The sequence below is a fragment of the Rahnella sp. JUb53 genome (genome assembly GCF_004346065.1).
Taxonomy (GTDB): Bacteria; Pseudomonadota; Gammaproteobacteria; order Enterobacterales; family Enterobacteriaceae; genus Rahnella; species Rahnella variigena.
This window is the reverse complement of the sequence record NZ_SLYT01000003.1, coordinates 271,672-291,203: the sequence shown is the minus strand read 5'-3', so window position 1 is coordinate 291,203 and position 19,532 is coordinate 271,672. Positions and strand designations below refer to the sequence as shown.

17 protein-coding genes are annotated in these 19,532 nt (G+C 53.4%); 8 read left to right on the top strand and 9 right to left on the bottom strand.

Features of this window, described 5'->3' with window-relative positions:
* Positions 1-169: 169 nt before the first annotated feature.
* The 3 genes from proY to EC840_RS09075 form a co-directional block, all read right to left on the bottom strand.
* Positions 170-1,594, bottom strand: coding sequence for a proline-specific permease ProY (proY, locus tag EC840_RS09085; protein ID WP_181955499.1), 1,425 nt, complete (start codon positions 1,592-1,594; stop codon positions 170-172).
* Positions 1,595-1,755: 161 nt separating this feature from the next.
* Complete coding sequence (brnQ, locus tag EC840_RS09080; RefSeq protein WP_132965039.1) at positions 1,756-3,075, bottom strand: branched-chain amino acid transport system II carrier protein; 1,320 nt, start codon at positions 3,073-3,075, stop codon at positions 1,756-1,758.
* Positions 3,076-3,519: 444 nt separating this feature from the next.
* Positions 3,520-4,623 carry a cobalamin-independent methionine synthase II family protein gene (locus tag EC840_RS09075; RefSeq protein WP_132965036.1) on the bottom strand — a complete coding sequence of 368 codons (1,104 nt, stop codon included), beginning with the start codon at positions 4,621-4,623 and terminating at the stop codon, positions 3,520-3,522.
* Between the two features lie 269 nt (positions 4,624-4,892).
* Here EC840_RS09075 and EC840_RS09070 point away from each other — a divergent pair, with 269 nt between their 5' ends.
* Both EC840_RS09070 and EC840_RS09065 read left to right on the top strand, forming a co-directional pair.
* Complete coding sequence (locus EC840_RS09070) at positions 4,893-5,288, top strand: type II toxin-antitoxin system RelE/ParE family toxin (protein WP_132965034.1); 396 nt, start codon at positions 4,893-4,895, stop codon at positions 5,286-5,288.
* Positions 5,281-5,610 carry a helix-turn-helix domain-containing protein gene (locus EC840_RS09065; protein WP_113876161.1) on the top strand — a complete coding sequence of 110 codons (330 nt, stop codon included), beginning with the start codon at positions 5,281-5,283 and terminating at the stop codon, positions 5,608-5,610. The genes EC840_RS09070 and EC840_RS09065 overlap by 8 nt, the downstream gene beginning before the upstream one ends.
* A gap of 31 nt (positions 5,611-5,641) precedes the next feature.
* Here the strand turns inward: EC840_RS09065 and phoR are convergent, their stop codons facing one another.
* Positions 5,642-6,961, bottom strand: a complete 1,320-nt coding sequence (gene phoR / locus EC840_RS09060) for a phosphate regulon sensor histidine kinase PhoR (protein WP_113876162.1) — start codon at positions 6,959-6,961, stop codon at positions 5,642-5,644.
* 22 nt (positions 6,962-6,983) lie between these two features.
* Positions 6,984-7,673 carry a phosphate response regulator transcription factor PhoB gene (phoB, locus tag EC840_RS09055; protein ID WP_112287479.1) on the bottom strand — a complete coding sequence of 230 codons (690 nt, stop codon included), beginning with the start codon at positions 7,671-7,673 and terminating at the stop codon, positions 6,984-6,986.
* Positions 7,674-7,910: 237 nt separating this feature from the next.
* Here phoB and sbcD point away from each other — a divergent pair, with 237 nt between their 5' ends.
* From sbcD to EC840_RS09030, 5 genes are all read left to right on the top strand, one after another.
* Entirely contained in the window at positions 7,911-9,149 is a 1,239-nt protein-coding gene (gene sbcD / locus EC840_RS09050) for an exonuclease subunit SbcD (RefSeq protein ID WP_132965032.1), read from the top strand.
* Complete coding sequence (sbcC, locus tag EC840_RS09045) at positions 9,146-12,394, top strand: exonuclease subunit SbcC (protein ID WP_132965030.1); 3,249 nt, start codon at positions 9,146-9,148, stop codon at positions 12,392-12,394. The genes sbcD and sbcC overlap by 4 nt, the downstream gene beginning before the upstream one ends.
* Before the next feature lie 236 nt (positions 12,395-12,630).
* On the top strand, positions 12,631-13,644 hold the full coding sequence (locus EC840_RS09040; protein ID WP_132965028.1) for an ABC transporter substrate-binding protein: 1,014 nt from the start codon (positions 12,631-12,633) through the stop codon (positions 13,642-13,644).
* An 11-nt stretch (positions 13,645-13,655) separates the two neighbouring features.
* Positions 13,656-14,420: an ABC transporter permease gene (locus tag EC840_RS09035; RefSeq protein ID WP_113876165.1), complete on the top strand. Its 765-nt coding sequence runs from the start codon at positions 13,656-13,658 to the stop codon at positions 14,418-14,420.
* Entirely contained in the window at positions 14,417-15,238 is an 822-nt protein-coding gene (locus EC840_RS09030; protein ID WP_232829820.1) for an ABC transporter ATP-binding protein, read from the top strand. Before EC840_RS09035 ends, EC840_RS09030 begins: the two co-directional genes overlap by 4 nt.
* 61 nt (positions 15,239-15,299) lie before the next feature.
* Here the strand turns inward: EC840_RS09030 and mak are convergent, their stop codons facing one another.
* Complete coding sequence (mak, locus tag EC840_RS09025; RefSeq protein WP_112287474.1) at positions 15,300-16,220, bottom strand: fructokinase; 921 nt, start codon at positions 16,218-16,220, stop codon at positions 15,300-15,302.
* Positions 16,221-16,430: 210 nt separating this feature from the next.
* Here mak and rdgC point away from each other — a divergent pair, with 210 nt between their 5' ends.
* Complete coding sequence (gene rdgC, locus EC840_RS09020) at positions 16,431-17,345, top strand: recombination-associated protein RdgC (RefSeq protein ID WP_112287473.1); 915 nt, start codon at positions 16,431-16,433, stop codon at positions 17,343-17,345.
* 64 nt (positions 17,346-17,409) lie between these two features.
* Here the strand turns inward: rdgC and ppnP are convergent, their stop codons facing one another.
* From ppnP to EC840_RS09005, 3 genes are all read right to left on the bottom strand, one after another.
* Positions 17,410-17,700, bottom strand: a complete 291-nt coding sequence (ppnP, locus tag EC840_RS09015) for a pyrimidine/purine nucleoside phosphorylase (protein ID WP_013576688.1) — start codon at positions 17,698-17,700, stop codon at positions 17,410-17,412.
* A 181-nt stretch (positions 17,701-17,881) separates the two neighbouring features.
* Complete coding sequence (locus EC840_RS09010) at positions 17,882-18,559, bottom strand: AroM family protein (protein WP_132965026.1); 678 nt, start codon at positions 18,557-18,559, stop codon at positions 17,882-17,884.
* Positions 18,560-18,563: 4 nt separating this feature from the next.
* A complete protein-coding gene (locus tag EC840_RS09005) occupies positions 18,564-19,493 on the bottom strand; it encodes a DUF1177 domain-containing protein (protein ID WP_112288214.1) in 930 nt (309 codons plus the stop codon).
* Between the last annotated feature and the right edge of the window lie 39 nt (positions 19,494-19,532).

Sequence of the window (19,532 nt, the reverse complement as noted above, 5' to 3'; positions counted from 1 at the left end):
GCTGCCTTCATTCACCCCGGTCACTTACCTGTGTAAGCTCCCGAGTATGTACTCAGTTGCCGCCTTGATATAGCCAGAATGATTTCGTTAATAAAATTTATAAACAGTAAAAAGCCCCCGGGATCATCAGATCCCGGGGGCTTTTCTTTACCGGAAGGTAAGTGCTTGCTTACGCTTTGTTGTTCAGCGCCAGCGCTTGTTTTTTGCGGTCATTGCGCAGTTTAAAGGCATAACCGACCAGCAGCGCCACAACCCAAATCATCCCGACATACAGCGAAATACGGGTATCCGGGAAGTAACCAATCAGGCCAATGATGAACACCAGGAAAATGATACCGAACACGGAGGTGTAAACACCGCCACGCAGCGGAAACTCCAGTTCTTTAACCTGCTGTTTGCTCAGCTTGCGACGGAAACCAATCTGGGAGAACAGGATCATAATCCACACCCAGACAGTTGCGAACGTCGCCAGAGACGCGATCACCAGGAACACGTTTGACGGCATGATGTAGTTCAGGTAAACCGCCACCAGCAGCGCCGCCATCATCACCAGGACAGTGACCCACGGCGTCCCCAGACGCGAAACCTTGCTGAACATTTTCGGTGCCTGTCCCTGCTCTGCCATACCGTGCAGCATGCGGCCCACGCCGAACACGTCACTGTTAATGGCAGAAAGCGACGCGGTGATCACCACGAAATTGAGAATAGCCGCTGCCGCCGTAATGCCCATATGCTGGAAGGTCAGAACGAACGGACTGCCCTGCGTACCCACCTGATTCCATGGGAAAATGGACATAATCACAAACAGCGTACCCACGTAAAACACCAGAATACGCAGCGGAACAGAGTTGATGGCTTTCGGAATGGATTGCTTTGGATTCTCAGCTTCACCGGCTGTGATGCCGATGATCTCAATGCCGCCGTAAGCAAACATCACCAGCTGGAGCGACAGAATCGTCCCCATGATACCCTGGCTGAAGAAGCCGCCGTTGCTCCACAGATTGTGGATACCGGTCGCCTGTCCGCCGTTACCAATGCCCCAGAAAATAATGCCAAAGCCTGCCACGATCATGATGATGATGGTCAGTACTTTGAAGAAGGAGAACCAGAACTCCAGCTCGCCGAAGACTTTCACGCTGACCAGATTGATTGCGCCGATAATCAGCACCACGCTGAGCACCCAGGTCCATTGCGGCACATCCGGGAACCAGACGCCCATATAAATGCCGAATGCCGTCACATCAGCAATGGCAACGATCAGGATTTCGAAACAATACGTCCAGCCGGTGATGTAACCCGCCATCGGCCCGAGATAATCCTGCGCATAACGGGAGAATGAACCGCTCTGCGGGTTGTGAACGGACATCTCACCGAGGGCGCGCATGATGATAAACGCGATGATCCCACCGACCAGATACGCCAGCAATACACTCGGCCCCGCCATTTTGATGGCATCTGCCGAGCCATAAAACAGTCCGGTTCCGATGGCTGATCCCAGTGCCATAAAGCGAATATGGCGCGTTGTCAGGCCACGTTTTAACTTCGTGCCCGGCGCTTCGTTCTGCGCTGTTGGTTGTTCAGCTTCTTGCTGCATGTGCATTAACCCGTGTTGTTTTTTAACTATCAAAAATCGTATTCTAAAAAATGACTTTTAGCCTGCCAATGAAAAAGCCACGGAAGGGTTCTCCGTGGCCTGATTGGCTAAATATTCTTCAGACGATCATTCTTTCTGGTCTTCGAACATTCACCCGATAATCATTGGTGCGCGGTGACGCTGCGCGGGCCGCTGATTTTGTCATAAATCCCGACCAGTACCAGCATTAATAATGACGGTGGTAACCAGGCAAGACCTTGCGCAGCCAGTGGCAGGTTCGCGGTCCAGGCTGGCATCAGATCAGCAAAAGCAGAAGCCTTAATACCGTCAATAATGCCGAACACCAGGCTCACTACCATGACCGGCGCCACAATGCGTGTGGTGCTGTTCCACCAGCGCAAGGTAAAGCTCAGCACAACCAGTGCGATACATGGCGGATAAATCGCGGTCAGTACCGGCACTGAAATTGCAATCAGATGGCTCAACCCGAGGTTGGACACCAGCATGGAGAACAGACCCAGAATGAATACCAGCGTTTTGTAAGACAGCGGCAGATATTGGGCAAAAAATTCCGCACAGGCGCAGGTCAGGCCAACCGCTGTCACCATACAGGCGATGAAAATCAGCGCACCTAAGAAGAAGCTGCCAACACTACCAAAAGTATGAGCGACGTAAGCATGCAGGATAACCGCACCGTTGGTCGCATCCGGCACCAGCGAGGCGCTGTTTTCGCCGAGTTTGAACAGGCTCAGATAAACCAGCATCAGTCCCAGACCAGCGATCAGACCGGCAAGAACGGTATAACGGGTCAGCAATTTCGCATCAGATACACCACGGGAACGCGCGGCATTAACAATAACGATACCGAACACCAGCGCACCCAGCGTATCCATGGTCAGATAGCCATTTACAAAGCCACTGGAGAAAGGAACGGTCTGGTAAGCACCGACAGCAGGCATTGGCTGACCGGCAGGCCACAGCAGTGCAGCGATACCCAGCGCAGCCAGAGCCACCATTTTCAGCGGTGCCAGGAAATGTCCGACAGTATCAAGCAAACGGCCCGGATACAGGGAAATACCGATAACCAGGCTGAAATAAATCACGCTGTAAATCAGCAGTGGCAGCGGGCCATCACCGGTCATCGGCGCGATACCCACTTCAAACGAAACCGTTGCGGTACGCGGCGTGGCAAACAGCGGCCCTACCGCCAGATAACAGACGGTGGCCAGAAGAATACCGGCACCACGACCAATTGGCGTACTCAGGGCATCCACACCGCCGCCAACGCGCGCAAGTGCAATTACCGTCATCACCGGGAGTCCGACCGCGGTGATCATAAATCCGGCGGCAGCCCACCAGACGTCATGACCTGCCTGCAGGCCAACCATTGGCGGGAAAATAATATTCCCGGCCCCGACGAATAAGGCGAAGGTCATGAAACCCAGCGCCATAATATCTTTATTTGTTAAACGAGTACTCATGATTGGTGTCGTGTTGCCTGTTCAAATGAATAAAGTGTCCGTTGCCGTCGCCGTGCCACGTCGTCAGAAGGATGAATGGCATAAAAGAGCCAGAGAGCACCCGATGAGGAACGAAGTAAGCTAAAAACGCCTGATGATATGCAGATAATTACGTTGTTATGCAGGGAGTATCGAGCGACAGCGGACGCTAAGGTAAACGTTTATAGCGTATAAAGGCAAGCCGAGATCCAAAAAGCAGAGTGTTTAACCAGATTAACAATATAAGACAGGCATATTCACTAAATACAACGAAAAACACGCCATATGATATGTATGATTTTTGAACTAATGAAGCACAAGATATGCTCCGGTAAGACGAAAAATGCGTGAAATCACCACTCTCAGGTTATTTCACGCACAGTTTACAGCATTTTTACAAGGTCAAAATTCGACCATGCCCTGGCATTACCAGACGCGGGCGGCGATATCGACGACCAGCTTCAGCTTTTCCCACTGCTGCGCTTCGGTCAGGCTGTTGCCCTCTTCCGTTGAAGCGAAACCACATTGCGGGCTGAGGCAAATCTGGTTGATATCCAGATATTCTGCTGCTTCGGCCAGACGTGCCTCCACCGTTTTCGCCAGTTCAAGCTCACCGGATTTGGTCGTGATCAGACCCAAAACCGCCTGCTGATGGCCTTTTTTGATAAAACGCAGCGGCTCAAAGCCTCCGGAACGCTCGTTGTCATATTCCAGGAAGAAGGCATCGATGTTCACGCCACCAAACAGAATCTCTGCCACCGGCTCATAGCCGCCTTCTGAAATCCAGGTGGAACGGAAGTTGCCCCGACAGACATGCAGACCAATCACCAGATCATCCGGTTTACCGGCAATCGCTTTGTTCAGCACATCGGCGTAAGTGCGCGCTAACTCTTCCGGAGAGTCGCCACGTTCGCGGATTTGTTTCTTCTGATCTTCAGAACACAGGTATGCCCAGACGGTGTCATCAAGTTGCAGATAACGACAACCGGCATCATAAAACGCCTTAATCGCGTCACGGTAAACCTGCGCCAGATCGTCAAAGTAGTCTTTCAGATCCGGATACACTTCTTTACTGATCGCGTTACGGCCACCGCGGAAATGCATCACGCTCGGGCTTGGAATGGTCATTTTCGGCACTGCACTTCCGCTGATGCTTTTCAGGAAACGGAAATCTTCCAGCATCGGGTGTGAGCCGAAACCGAGTTTGCTGACGACTTTGATGCTGCGTGCTTTAGTCTGTACGCCGTTGAACTGGATCCCCTGCACCGCATCGTAACCTTCAACGCCTTCCAGACCTTCGAAGAAATCAAAGTGCCACCATGCGCGGCGGAATTCCCCGTCAGTGACCACTTGCAGACCGGCTTCACGCTGCAAATCCACCACCCGGCGGATTTCGGTATCTTCTACGGCACGCAGTTGCGCGGCATCAATTTCACCGGACTGAAATTGCTTACGGGCTTCTTTAATAGCGGCCGGGCGCAGGAAACTGCCAACGACGTCAGCGCGGAATGGAGGTGTTGTACGTTGCATGAAGAACTCCTTATGACATCCCGCCATTGGCGAAATGCGAATGATTCATTAAGTAAATAATTACCTTACGTTATATTTAGACATCTGGATGTCTAAACGTCTTTAACAGGATACTGTCATGCAGATGCTTCACGGGCAACAGAGGAATCTTCATGGGACGTGAATAAAATTCATGTTCACTTAGCGATGTTTCATGATGCTGAACAATATTTGCAGCCTTGCGATCTGTAGTAATAAATACTATAGTTTATTTTACCAGGGACGATGGCATGAACGGTTTACGTATTTTTGTTACAGAGGATTTTCACGACTTCATGACCGATAGCAAACTGTGGGAAAAGGATATCCTCAAGTCTGCACATGAACTGGCAAACGGACTTTTTGATGCAGATTTTTCTGGCAACATTTACAAGAAAAGAATTGCACCGACAGGAAGGTCGAAATCAGGGTTTGGCCGGGCACTGATTGCTTTCCGCTTTGACGAGCGAATCTTTTTTATGGCGGGATGGGAAAAGAAAAATGTCCCAAAATCAGGGCGTGAAATCTCAGAGCCTGCCTTAAGAGTGTTTAAATCACTGGCTCGCGAACTTTTAAATATTTCAGATATGCAGCTCTCTAAAGATTTAAATCTGGGACTGATAATCGAGGTAAAACAACATGACTGATGAACTTCTGCTCAAGGCACAGCGCATAGCTCAGCGTTTTCATGAGTCGGGCACCGTTTCACAAACCACGATGCGCGAAATTAACAACATTGTGGATGAAGCCGTACAGGAGGAAAGGCTGAGAGCCTTTGCAGAAAGCTCTGCCGAACGTATACGCGCGCTGCGGGAAAAAGAAAAAATCAGCCAGGGCGTGCTGGCCAGACTCATCAATATGTCGGCTAACAGCATTCAAAAATGGGAGCGGGATGAAACCAAACCCACCGGTGCTGCTCTGATCTTACTGATGCTGATCGAAGAAAAAGGTTTACAGATCATCTGCTAAAAGAAGCCACAGCGTGGGCTGTGGCTTCTTTTTATCCCTTCACATCGCTTTGGCTGGCCTGTTCCTGAGGAACAATCAGTTTCGGTGCCAGTGTAAATATAAAGCGGGTACCGACGCCGACTTCACTCATCACTTCAAGTTTGGCGTTGTGATGACTCAGGGCATGTTTGACGATGGCCAGCCCCAGACCGCTGCCGCCCGTCTGGCGCGAACGCGCTTTATCGACACGGTAGAAACGTTCAGTCAGGCGCGGCAGGTGTTGCGGCGCAATACCCGGCCCGTTATCACTGATCTGGAACTGTGCGCCATGCGGCGTTTGTTGCCAGCTGACTTCTATCCGCGTCCCCGCCGGGGTGTGGTTGACGGCGTTGTACACCAGATTCGACACCGCGCTGCGTAACTGATCTTCATTGCCAAAGACCTTCAGTTTCTCGTTTACACGGAACACCACTTCGTGACGGCCACCGCTTAAAGATTGCACTTCGCGCTCCAGCATGCCGAGCATTACCGGAATATCGACTTTCTCGTGCATATCGATATTTGCTGACGCTTCGATTTTCGACAATGTCAGCAGCTGCTTGACCAGCCCGTCCATGCGCCGCGTCTGCTCCTGCATGGTGTCCAGCGCTTTGGTACGAAACGGCTCTTCCAGCTTGGCGTCTTCCATCATTTCCAGATATCCCTGCAATACAGTCAGCGGGGTTCTCAGTTCATGACTGACGTTAGCGAAGAAGTTACGACGCGCACCTTCGAGCTGACGCATCTGGGTAACATCACGCGCCACCATCAGCAATTGCCCTTCGGAATAAGGCATAACGCGAAACTCGACGTAATGCTCGTTATTGAGTTGCAGATTCAGGGCACGGCTGAAATCACGGGTCTGGATCCAGGTACGAAACTCGGGATAACGCAGCAGGTTAAAGATGTGTTGTCCGTTATCTTCCGGCCAGCGGAAACCGAGCAAATCTTGCGCCAGCCCGTTACACCAGAAAATATTGCCCTCTTCCGTCGTCAGTACCACCGCATCGGGTAATGATTCGGCACCACTGCGGAAACGTTTAATGAGCTGACCTAATTCGCGACGGCGACGGCGGTTACGCATCTGCATCTGGTTTAGCCCGTAAAACAGAGGCTCCCAGCTCCAGCGGCCATTCGGCGGGGTTATGCTGCGGTCAAGCCACAGCCAGTGAGAGAGTTTGAGCTGGTTGTAATAATTCCAGCCCAGCGCCGCCAGCAGCGACGCAAAGAGGAGCCAGCCGAAATGGCCGACGAAGATACCGAGGATTAACGCGGGCAGGCAAAAGAGAAAGAATTCACCGGCCAATCGTTTCCATGACAAACGTTCTAGCACACAGATTCTCCGCTGTGGGGACTCAATAACGCGTTGAAAAACGGTATCCGGTTCCACGAACAGTCTGGATCATTCTGTCATGTCCACTGGTTTCCAGCGCTTTACGTAAACGACGAATATGCACGTCTACCGTGCGATCTTCCACATAAACGTTAGTGCCCCAGACGTTATTGAGCAACTGTTCGCGGCTGTAAACACGTTCGGAGTGGGTCATAAAGAAGTGCAATAATTTAAATTCGGTCGGCCCCATATCGAGCGCCTGCTCGTTGGCCATCACACGGTGAGACGACGGATCCAGGCTTAAACCCTGCATGTCGATCACTTCTTCCACCGCCATTGGCGAGATGCGTCGCATCACGGCTTTAATGCGGGCAACCAGTTCTTTTGGAGAAAACGGTTTGGTGATGTAATCATCGGCACCGACTTCCAGGCCGCGCACCCTGTCTTCTTCTTCACCGCGGGCGGTCAGCATCATGACCGGAATTTCGCGGGTCAGCGCTTCACGTTTGAGATGTTTGATAAACTGAATACCGGAACCGCCGGGTAACATCCAGTCGAGCAGGATAAGTTCAGGGTAAGGTTCTACCAGCTGGCCAACGGCTGAATCAAAATCTTCAGCTTCTACTGCCTGATAGCCATTCTGTTCCAGTACAAAACACACCATTTCACGGATTGGAGCTTCGTCTTCAACCACCAGTATACGTCTTGCCATCGTAGGTCCTGCCAATAGGTTAGCGATCTTTTATTTGATTGCGGGCGCCATTATGCGTCAGTTTTGTGACAGATTTATGAATAGAAAGGATGGTTCATTACAGTCAAATATGACAGAGACATTTCTTCTATTCAGCTGCCATCTCGCTGAAATTGGTCTGATTTATCGGGGACAGCGTCCCCCGCCGACGTTTATACTTTGCCCCATTGTCGTCATCCAGATCCATACGGGAGTCTCATGCGCCTGATCCACACGTCAGACTGGCACCTCGGCCAGTACTTTTTCACCAAAAGCCGCGCCGCCGAACATCAGGCATTTTTGCGCTGGCTGACCGGTCAGGTGCAGCAACATCAGGTAGATGTCGTGATTGTGGCAGGCGATATATTCGATACCGGTTCGCCGCCCAGCTATGCCCGAGAGCTTTACAACCGTTTCGTCGTCGAACTGCAACAAACCGGCTGTCAGCTGATTGTACTGGCCGGGAATCACGATTCTGTCGCCACGCTCAATGAATCGCGAGAACTGCTTTCCTGCCTGAATACGCGGGTGATTGCCACCGTCGGTGAAAACCTCTCAGAACAGATTCTGGTGCTCAACCAGCGTGACGGAAAACCTGGCGCGGTACTTTGCGCTATACCCTTTTTACGTCCGCGTGATTTGCTCGCCAGTCAGGCGGGACAATCCGGCAGCGACAAACAGCTGGCATTACAGGAAGCCATCGCCGCGCATTATGACGCATTGTGGCAGGCCGCGCAGACCAAACGGGACGAACTCGGCGTTTCGCTACCGATCATTGCCACCGGCCATCTGACCACGGTTGGCGTCAGCACCTCCGATTCCGTGCGCGACATCTATATAGGCACACTCGATGCCTTCCCCGCGCAGGCGTTTCCGCCGGTCGATTACGTGGCACTTGGTCATATTCACCGCGCACAGTGCGTCGCCAAAACCGAACATATCCGTTACAGCGGTTCGCCGATTGCGCTGAGTTTTGATGAACTGAGTAAAGCCAAAAGTGTGTACTTACTGGACTTTGAGGGCGCGACGCTCAACGCCATCGACACGCTGGAAATTCCCGTTTTCCAGCCCATGCAGATAATCAAAGGCTCGCTGGCAGAAATCGAAAAACAACTGGCGCAGTTCGAAGGCGGCGATCCGGCCAAACCGGTGTGGCTGGATATTGAAGTCGCCACGCAGGATTATCTCAGTGATATTCAGCGCCGCATTCAGGCTCTGACGGCAGATTTGCCAGTAGAAGTGGTGCTTTTACGCCGCAGTAAAGAACAGCGTATCAACAGCATTGAGCAACAGGAAAAAGAGACACTCAGCGAACTGAGCGTCAGTGACGTCTTTGAAAGACGGCTGGCACTGGAACCGGATCCTGACGAACCGCGTCAGGCGCGGATGCGCACGCTGTTTGCGCAGGTTGTTGAACAGGTCACCAGTGGTCAGAATGCGGAGGACAGCGCACAATGAAAATTCTCAGTTTGCGTTTAAAAAACCTGAACTCGCTGGAAGGCGAATGGAAAATTGATTTCACCGCTGAGCCTTTTGCCAGCAACGGATTGTTCGCCATCACCGGTCCGACCGGCGCGGGGAAAACCACCCTGCTCGATGCCATCTGTCTGGCGCTGTATCATCAGACGCCACGGCTGAACATCACGCCAAGCCAGAACGAGCTGATGACGCGCCACACCGCCGAATCGCTGGCCGAAGTGGAGTTTGAAGTCAAAGGCGTCGGTTATCGCGCGTTCTGGAGTCAGCGCCGCGCCAAAAACTCGCCGGACGGCAATCTGCAGGCACCGAAAGTAGAGCTGGCATTGCTGGCCGACGGCAAAATTCTGGCCGATAAAGTGCGCGATAAACTCGATGCCATCGCCACACTGACCGGGCTGGATTTCGGTCGCTTCACCAAATCCATGATGCTGTCTCAGGGGCAATTTGCCGCATTCCTGAATGCCGATGCCAATGACCGCGCCGAACTGCTGGAGGAACTGACCGGCACAGAAATTTACGGGCTGCTGTCTGAGCGAGTATTTGAGCAACATAAAGAAGCGCGGATAACGCTTGATGGTCTGCACCAGCGCATGGCCGGGATCGAACTGCTCAGCGAAGAACAGCGCCAGACGCTTGAAGCACAACTTGCTGAACTGAACGCGCAGGAAATCACGCTCAGTCAGCAGGCGCAACAGCGCCAGCAGGATCTGAACTGGCTGCAACAGTGGCAGCAGGTGCAGCAAAAACAGCAGCAATCTCAGCAACAACTGACCGCCGCCGAGCAGGAAAATCTGGCCGCCGCGCCGCAGTTACAGCAACTGGCGCGCAGCGAACCGGCAGAAAAACTGCGTCCGTTGCTCAACGATCGCCAGCGTTGTCAGGATGAATCGCAACGTCTTCAGCAGCAACTGGCGCACCTGACGCAGCAGCAGGAACAGCAAATCGCGCAAATGACGCCGCTGAATCTGGCTGTGGAGCAGTCGCAAACGGCACGTCAGAAACAGGCGGAAGAACAGCGTCAGACCCAAACGCTGATCGAAGAAAAAATCCTGCCGCTAGATGGCGAAATCACCCGTTTGCGTAAATCACTGACTGAAACACAGCAGTCTGTCACTGATGTGCAGAAACTTGTCAGTGAGCATAACGCGACGCTGGTGCAAATGACCGCCGAACGACAGAAGCTGGACGAAGAAAGCCGCCAGCATACGACCCGCCAGACAGCGCTGACCGGCGCACTCAACACTGCGCAACAGCGTCTGACTGAGCTGGAAAAACAGCACCCGCTGGCAGCATTGCAGAAACGACAATCCGAACTCACGCAGCTGCGTCCGGTGCGGCAACAGCTGTTTTCACTCGCGCAAATTTTCCCGCAGCTGAATCAGCGCGTGCAGCAACAGCAAAAAGATTTCGTTCAGTATCAGACGCAACTGGCTGAAGAAGAACAGCGTCTGGGCACCATCCGCCTGCAATGTCAGAAACAGCTGGAGCATCTCAACGACGTTAAGGCACTGCATAAACAGGAAATGCTGATCGTCAGCCTCGAAGCCGAACGTGCGAATCTGCAAAGCGGCAAAGCCTGCCCGCTGTGCGGTTCCACATCGCATCCGGCGATTGAACATTATCAGGAGGTCAAACCCTCTGAAACGGCGCAGCGCCTCGAGAAAATGCAACTGGAGTTCGATGCGGCAAAAGCCAGCGGTATCGAACTGGCAACAAAAATTAAAAGTCTGAAAGAACAGCAAACGCGGCTGCAAATCCAGCTGGAGCAAGACCAGCAGCAACTGAATGCGCATACCGCAAACTGGCAACAGCTCAGCGCACCGCTGAACCTGACGTTTACGCTACATGATACCGCCGACATCACTCAATGGCTGACTGCCCGCGATGAAGAAGAACAACAATCGCAGGCGCTGATTAGCCAGCACGAACAGCTGGCCCGGGCGCTGCAACAGGCGAAAGATGCCCTGAATGACGCACTGAACGCGCAGCAGAAAGTGCAGCAGCAAAGCGCATTGCTGACCGAACGCGTTACCCGGCTGGAAGAGACGCAGGCGAAATCTCAGCAAGACGTCGAACGGCTGCAAAAGTTGTTTGCAGAAGGCGAAAAAAACCTTTCAGAACTAACTGCTCAACGCCTTGAACTGTTCGGCAACCGCCAGGTGGCGCAGGTTCGCGAGCACTTACATCAGCAACAACAGGCGGCAGAAAAAGCGGTCAGTGACGCGCAAACCGCATTGCAAAAAGCGCAGGAACAGCGCGATCAGCTGGCCGGGCAACTGGCGAGCACGCAACAGCAACAGTTGCAGGCCACAGAACAACTGACGCAGGCGGAGCAGGCGTGGCAACAGGCGCTGAGTGCCAGCGGATTTGCCAATGAAGCCGCGGTGAAACTGGCGCTGCTGGATGACGCACTTCGTCAGCAGCTTCAGCAACGCAAAGAAAATCTGCAACAACAACTGGCGCAGGCGCAGGCGTTACTGGCGGATGCCGGTCAGCAGCTCGAAAAACATCGTCTTGCCCGCCCGGCTCATCTGAGTGAAACAGAAAGCGATCTTGACGTTCTGACAGCGCAGCAGGCAGAACTGACGCAACAGCTGAAAGCTTTACAGCAACGTCTGGGCGAAGTGAAAAACCAGCTGGAAAGTGACACATTACGCCACAGCGGACAACAGGCGCTGATAGCTCAGATTGCCCAGGCGCAGCTGACCTGCGATGACTGGGGTTATCTGAATCAGATGATTGGCTCCAGCGACGGCGCAAAATTCCGTAAATTCGCGCAGGGACTGACGCTCGACCATCTGGTGTATCTGGCGAACCTTCAGCTCGAAAAACTGCACGGGCGATATTTGTTGCAGCGCAAAACCAGCGATGCGCTGGAATTACAGGTGGTCGATACCTGGCAGGCGGACGCCGTGCGCGATACCCGCACCTTATCCGGCGGTGAAAGCTTCCTGGTCAGTCTGGCACTGGCGCTGGCGCTGTCTGACCTGGTCAGTGATAAAACCCGCATCGACTCGCTGTTTCTCGATGAAGGTTTTGGCACACTCGACGCCGATACGCTGGATACCGCGCTGGACGCGCTCGACAGCCTGAATGCCTCGGGCAAAACCATTGGCGTGATCAGCCATGTGGAAGCGATGAAAGACCGTATTCCGGTGCAAATCAAAGTGACTAAGGTGAACGGTCTGGGCGTCAGCCGCCTGAGCAGTGAATTTAAAGTCTGACAGATTATCCTGCGGAGCAACTGGCGGGTAAATTGCTAGCCATCTGCTCCGCAATGGATCCTGATTGTGAGCAACTGCGCAAAATTCGCACCAGCGCAGTGCGCTCATTGTTCCCAACCCGCTGAATTCCCGCTTATTCCCTCCTGCCGATAAACTGGCACGCCCTGTGCTTAACGTTATGTATACAAGTTGCAGTACAAGTTGCAGCGCCTGCATAACCGTTAAGGGAACCGCCCATGAATAACATCAAACCTGAAGTCGATAAAAAACGCCGCCAGCTGATGAAATGGCTCGCCATCACCGGCGGCGTCTCCACGCTTGGCGGTATGATCCCGACCTCGGTCTTTGCAGCTGATGACGATGAAATCCGCATTGGTTACTGGCCGATTGTCGGCGGTTTACCGTTATATGTGGCGCTGGAACAGGGCTTTTTTAAAGAAGCCGGACTGAATGTAAAAGGCGTTAAATTCGCCAGCGCACAGCAAATTGTCGAGGGGATGATTACCGGCAGGATCCAAGGGTGCGCTAACGGCACGGCCACAGGCGCGCTGGGTCTGGGGGCTATCACCTCACCGGATTTGTTCAAAATCATCTGCTCGAATCCGTCCAATCATCAGCTGGTTCTGGATGAATTTCTGGTGCCGCTGAACAGCACTGCGAAAGCGATCAGCGATCTGAAAGGTAAGAAGATCGCCTGCGGGCCGGGGATCCAGAACGTGACGATGGCGAAGATCATTCTGGAGAAAAATGGTTTCACTAATCCTTCAGTGATCGAACTGCCGGTCGGGCAGCACGCACCTGCGCTGGCCGCCGGACAAATTGACGGCGTGTATACACTCGAACCCACCGGCACCGTCGGGCGCATGAAAAACCTTTCCCGCACGCTGGAAACCGGCGTCATTTCTAAATACGTGCTCGGCAATGAAGACGCGCCCTGGTTCGGCGGCGCCGCGGCGCTGAACTCCAGTTTTATCGCCAGCAAACCGGAAGAAACCAAAAAGTTTATTGCCGCTTATCAGAAAGCGGTGGAATTCATTGCGGCACATCCTGACAAGGCTCGCGAAAACGTCGCCGGTTACACCAGCATAGAACCGGCACTGGTGAAAGAGGTGCCGCTGCCGGGCTTTGTGATGTATCCCGATTTAAAAGGCGACAACCTGCAATGGTTCCAGAAATTTTATGACGTCTTTACGGAAAGAAAAATCTTCAGCAAACCGGTCGATGTTGCTTCGCTGATTTATAAAGGATAAGGAGAAACAGGATGACTTCACGCTGGTCTTCAAGGTTACTGCCGCTGGTCGGCCCGGTGCTGCTGTTTTTATTCTGGCAACTGGCCGTCAGCGCAAAATGGCTGAACCCGGTGCTTCTGCCCTCGCCCGTCGAGACGATTGGCTACATGTTCCAGTCATTTTTCGATGCTTCCATGCGCACCGACATCGGCGCAACCCTTTACCGCACGCTGGTATCCTTTGCTTTTGCCGCAGTGATAGGCGTGCCGCTCGGCGTCATTTTAGGCAGCAATGAAAAGATCTATCGCAGCCTGGAATTTCTGATCGACTTCTTCCGCTCCACGCCGTCATCAGCGCTGATCCCGCTGTTTATGCTGATTTTCGGCATTACCGATGCTAATAAAATTGCCATCGCCGCCTTTGCCGCGGTGCTGGTTATCCTGTTTAACAGCGCGTACGGCGTGATGAATGCCAAGAAAACCCGGCTGATGGCGGCCAAAGTGATGGGAATTTCCCGCTGGCATATTTTTAAAGACATTCTGCTGATGGAAAGCCTGGCGCAAACCTTCGTTGGCCTGCGCACCGGTGTGTCAATTGCGCTGGTGATCGTGATCGTCGCTGAAATGTTCATCGGATCGGAAACCGGCCTCGGCCACCGGATCATCGATGCCCAGCAGGTGTTTAACATCAAAGACATGTACGCCTCAATCCTGATCACCGGCGCGCTGGGTTATCTGCTGAATCTGGCTTTTTTGCTGATCGAGAAAAAAACCGTCCACTGGAGTAGCAAAGCATGACGCAACCTCTCTCGCTGAACCCCGATTACAAAGGCCCGCAGTTGCCGCAGTACGCCACGCGCCCGGATACCCATGTGACGATCCGCGGACTGAGCAAGGCGTTTGCCGGACAGCCGCTGTATACCGATCTCAATCTCGACTTACCGCGTGGAAAGATCGTGTCGATCTTCGGCCCGAACGGCTGCGGTAAATCGACGTTAATGAACATGATCGCCGGGCTGATCCCGGTGGATAAAGGCGACATTCTGTTCGACGGCAAAACGCTGGCGCAGACCACCATCGGTTATGTGTTTCAGAACTACCGCGACGCGCTGTTTCCGTGGATGAGTGCCCGCGCCAATATCGCCTACCCGCTGATCCGACACGGCATGAGCAAAGCGGACGTCAATGCGCGGGTCGAAGAACTGACGCAAATGTTTGATATCCGCTTCGACCTGAAACGCTATCCGTATGAGCTTTCCGGCGGCCAGCAGCAAACCGTGTGCATCATGCGGGCGCTGGCGACGCGTCCGGAAGTGATGTTCCTCGACGAGCCTTTCTCGGCGCTGGATTTCGAGATGACGCTGTTTATCCGCGATAAATTGCAGGAAGTGCAGCTGGCGACTGGCGTCACCATGCTGATTGTGTCGCATGATCTCGAGGATGCAGTGTTTCTGGCGGATGAGATTTTACTGCTGACACGACGACCGACGCAGATTGCAGAAATTGTGCCGTTTGACCTGCCGCGTCCGCGTGGTTCTGAAATCATGAGCCACCCGGAATTTATCCGCGTGAAGGCGCACACGCTGGACGTATTTAAACGGGAGATGGCGCTTTAACTGCTGGATTATGAATGAGATCAGGGGCGCAAACTCTGCCCCCTGAAAATTGATGAAGAACTTACAACGCAAAACGCGATTGCGGCCACAGCCAGGCAGCGCCACGCACTCCGCTCGAATCACCGTGAACCGCTTTGAGCATTGGCGTTTCACATTCCCCGCCAAATACCCATTGTTTAACCAGCAGCGGCACGGTCTGATACAAACGATCCACATTACTCATGCCGCCACCGAAGACAATTACGTCCGGATCGAGAATATTCACTACGTTTGCCAGCGCCTTAGCCAGACGACGCTCATAACGACCCAGCGCCAGTTCCGCCGTTTCATCGCCCCGCTCAACCAGCGCAATAATCTCTGCGCCGTTTAAACGCTGACCGGAATGACGGAAGTAGTCTTCGGCAAATCCGGTGCCGGAAACAAACGTTTCGACGCAGCCTGATTTTCCGCAGTAGCACGGGACTTCGCGGGCAAACTGGATTTCTTCCTCATCCTGCCACGGCAGCGGATTGTGGCCCCACTCGCCTGCGTTGCCGTTGCCGCCCGCGTGCGCCACGCCGTTAAGCGCAATGCCGGAACCGCAGCCGGTGCCGATAATCACGGCGAATACGGTGTGACGGCCTGCACCTGCCCCGTCGGTGGCTTCGGAAACCGCCAGGCAATTGGCGTCGTTTGCAATATGCACTTCGCGTTTGAGCAACAGCGCCAGATCCTCATCCAGTTGCTGACCGTTCAGCCAGACCGAATTGGCATTCTTCACTTTGCCGGTAAACGGCGATAACGTGCCGGGGATCCCCAGCCCCACGCTGCCGCGCTGTCCGGTGCCTTTCTCGGCGTCCAGCACCAGCCCTTCAATCGCCTTGAGTGTGCGCTCGTAGTCATTTCTCGGCGTATCGACCCGTTTGCGAAACAGCTCTTTGCCTTCATCCGATAACGCAATGACTTCTATTTTTGTGCCGCCTAAATCAATGCCAATTCGCACGTTTTATTCTCCTTTTTATGTCCTGCAGGGTCAGTTTTTCTGAGTCTGTTCAGTTTAGAAGCCAGTGGCCTCTGTCACCAGAATAAGCTGTTATGCAATGTTACAGGCCACGGCGATTTCTTAACGACGACCGGCGCTCAATTGGTTATCATGCCGCCCTGCATTCATTTATTCAGCGTACCACGAGTGCGCCGGGACAGGGATAACGCCATGTTATGGTTTAAGAATTTGTTGGTTTACCGTTTGAGCCGTGAAGTTTCGTTATCTGCTGACGAAATGGAAAAACAGCTCAGTGCTTTCACCTTTACCCCGTGCGGCAGCCAGGATATGGCGAAAACCGGCTGGGTTTCACCGATGGGTTCTCACGGTGGCGACGCGCTGACTCACGTCAACGGCGGGCAGATCCTGATCTGCGCACGCAAAGAAGAAAAAATTCTGCCTTCTCCGGTTATCAAACAAGAGTTACAGGCCAAAATTGATCAGCTCGAAGGCGAACAGCACCGTAAGCTGAAAAAGACCGAAAAAGATTCCCTGAAAGATGAAGTGCTGCACAGCCTGATGCCGCGCGCATTCAGCCGCTTCAGCCAGACGTTCATGTGGATTGATACCGTTAACGGCCTGATCATGGTCGATGCCGCCAGCGCCAAGAAAGCCGAAGATATGCTGGCGCTGCTGCGTAAAAGCCTCGGTTCGCTGCCGGTGGTGCCGCTGACCATGGAAAGCCCGATCGAGCTGACGCTGACCGAATGGGTACGTTCAGGCGAAACGCCTGCCGGTTTCACCTTACAGGACGAAGCCGAGCTGAAAGCAATTCTGGAAGAAGGCGGCGTGATCCGCTGTAAAAAACAGGCGCTGGTCAGTGACGAAATCGCCACGCATATCGAAAATGGCAAACTGGTCACCAAGCTGGCCGTTGACTGGCAGGAACGTATCGCCGTGGTGCTGGCCGACGACGGCAGCATTAAACGCCTGAAATTCAGCGACGTTATTCGTGATCAAAATGAAGACATCGACCGCGAAGATTTCGCCGGACGTTTCGATGCTGATTTCGTGCTGATGACGGGTGAACTGGCGGCGCTTATCCAGAACCTGATCGAAGCATTGGGCGGCGAAGCACAACGCTAAGACCGGATGCAGAACGTAAAAAAGGCGCTCATGAGCGCCTTTTTGTTTGTACTGTGTCTGTATATTATTTGGTCAGGTATTTACACAAGTACGAAGTCGTTTCGCCGACCTGTAAGTTGAATTCACTTTTACCCGGAATATAGAAAGTTTCGCCTGGCTTAAACACCTGCCAGTCCGGAGATCCCGGGATCAGCACTTTCAGTGAGCCGCTGATGACGGTCATTTCTTCCGGCTTTGCGGTACCGAACGTGTATTCACCGACGGCCATCACGCCAACGCTGGCTGAACCCGTACTTTCGCTGTCGAAACCAATCGACTTCACTTTCCCGTCAAAATACTCATTATTTTTCAACATAGATTGGCCCTTTGCGATAATTTTCAGAGCCTTCATATTAGGGGCAGAAAGCGTCTTCTGTCACTGATTATTACCGCTTTATCTGCACCAGACGACACCGCCCGCAAAGCGGCGTCACTGATTTGATTTTACGGTCACACAGTGCCATTGTGGATAGCTGTATGCCCTGTCCGTCACATCCTCAGACCACCAGCTCCGCCGCCAGTTTTGCCATCAATACATTCGATAACACCACCGGAATATTCAGATGCTTTTTCAGCACATCCTCGTGATGCCGGTTAAAGCCGATGCAGTCGAGCACCACCACTTCCGCACCCTGTTCAGCCAGACGCATCGCGGCTTCCGTCAGGGTCTTGTCATCAGAAAGATACGGGCTGGCGACCGCAAAACACGGCGCTTTGGCTAATTTGCGCCACTTGTTGGCCTGTTCAACCACCTGGGATTCTACCGGTACCACAATGCCTGCGCGGTGCTGGCCGATAATCGAGCTAATCAGTGGCGGGATAATGCGGTCAGGTTCGAGAAGCAGGGCATTATTTGCGTGCAGATGGTTAAACTCGCCGGTACACAGCAGCAGAATGGTCATGCAGCCCAGCGCTTCGAGCACATCAATCTTTTCCTGTAAGCCTCGCTCTACGCGCGGCGCGGCAAGATTTACTTGCGAACCATCCAGCAAACGGGTGACCAGCACAGCGTCGCCTTCGGCAGGCGCATAGCGCTGCTCAATTTGCCCGGTGCTTAACCCGTCCAGTAAGCCAACATGCGTGACTGACCCGGCTGGCAGATGCGCCATCAGCAGCGGCATAATATCGCTGCGTGGCGCCTGTCCGATGGTTAACGTTGCAAAGGATGTCATCATGGTGTTACTTCCGGTTTTGCAGGTGACGCAAGCTTCCGTACAGCGACAACAGGAGTTGATATTCATCGGCATCAAAGAACTGACAGGTGCCGCGGCCAAACTCTTTCGCGACTTCAACGGCGAACTTCGCCGCCAGTGCGATATCCACTTCATGACTTGCGCCGGTGCCACAACCGGGCACCACAGATTCCGCTGTAATCGCCACACCGACAACCGGAACGCTGGTCGCCGTTGACGGTTGCAGAATGCTGTTCAGGTGATGTACACCATTGCCGTAAGGCGTGATGTCCTGCGTGGTGATCGGGAAAGTGACTGCCGGTTTGCCGCTGGTCATTTCCATAATGCGCAGTAAATCTTCGGAAACACGCAGGATGTAGCCCTCTTTCACCGTCGGCGAAATCGCGAATCCCTTGTGATTGATAATGCGGTTGCCTTTGGTGGTGTCGATAGAAAGTATCGCGTCCACGCCTTCAACCACTTCGTTATCATTCATGGTCACGTCATCAATCGGCGAATCCATAAAATCAACCGGATCGTGCGGACGGGTCGGCGCGTTCGGGCAAATGTGCGTCGTGATAATCACATCGCCTTCCAGCACATCACCTTTGCGCTGCATGTCGGCCAGCTTCAGTGCGCTGGTGACGGCGGCAATGGCGCCGTCGGCATCGGATACCAGCCCGATACGCGTCGGACGCGCACCGATGCCGCCCAGACGACCAATGATTCCGAGCGTGGGCGCAGTGCCGCCGCTGCTCTTCCCTTTGCTGCCCGGCACGGTAATGCGGACAAAATCGGTACCGCCTTTCGGGCCCTCCGCACGGTGTGTACTGGCGGTGATCCCCGGATAACGGGCGAATAAGTCCACAATGTCCTGGCCGCTGACATGTGCACTGTCAATCAGTTCGAATACGGTTAATGTCTGTTGCAAACTCATCACAAAATCCTCTTAAAACCCCGCAACCGGCGCATAAGG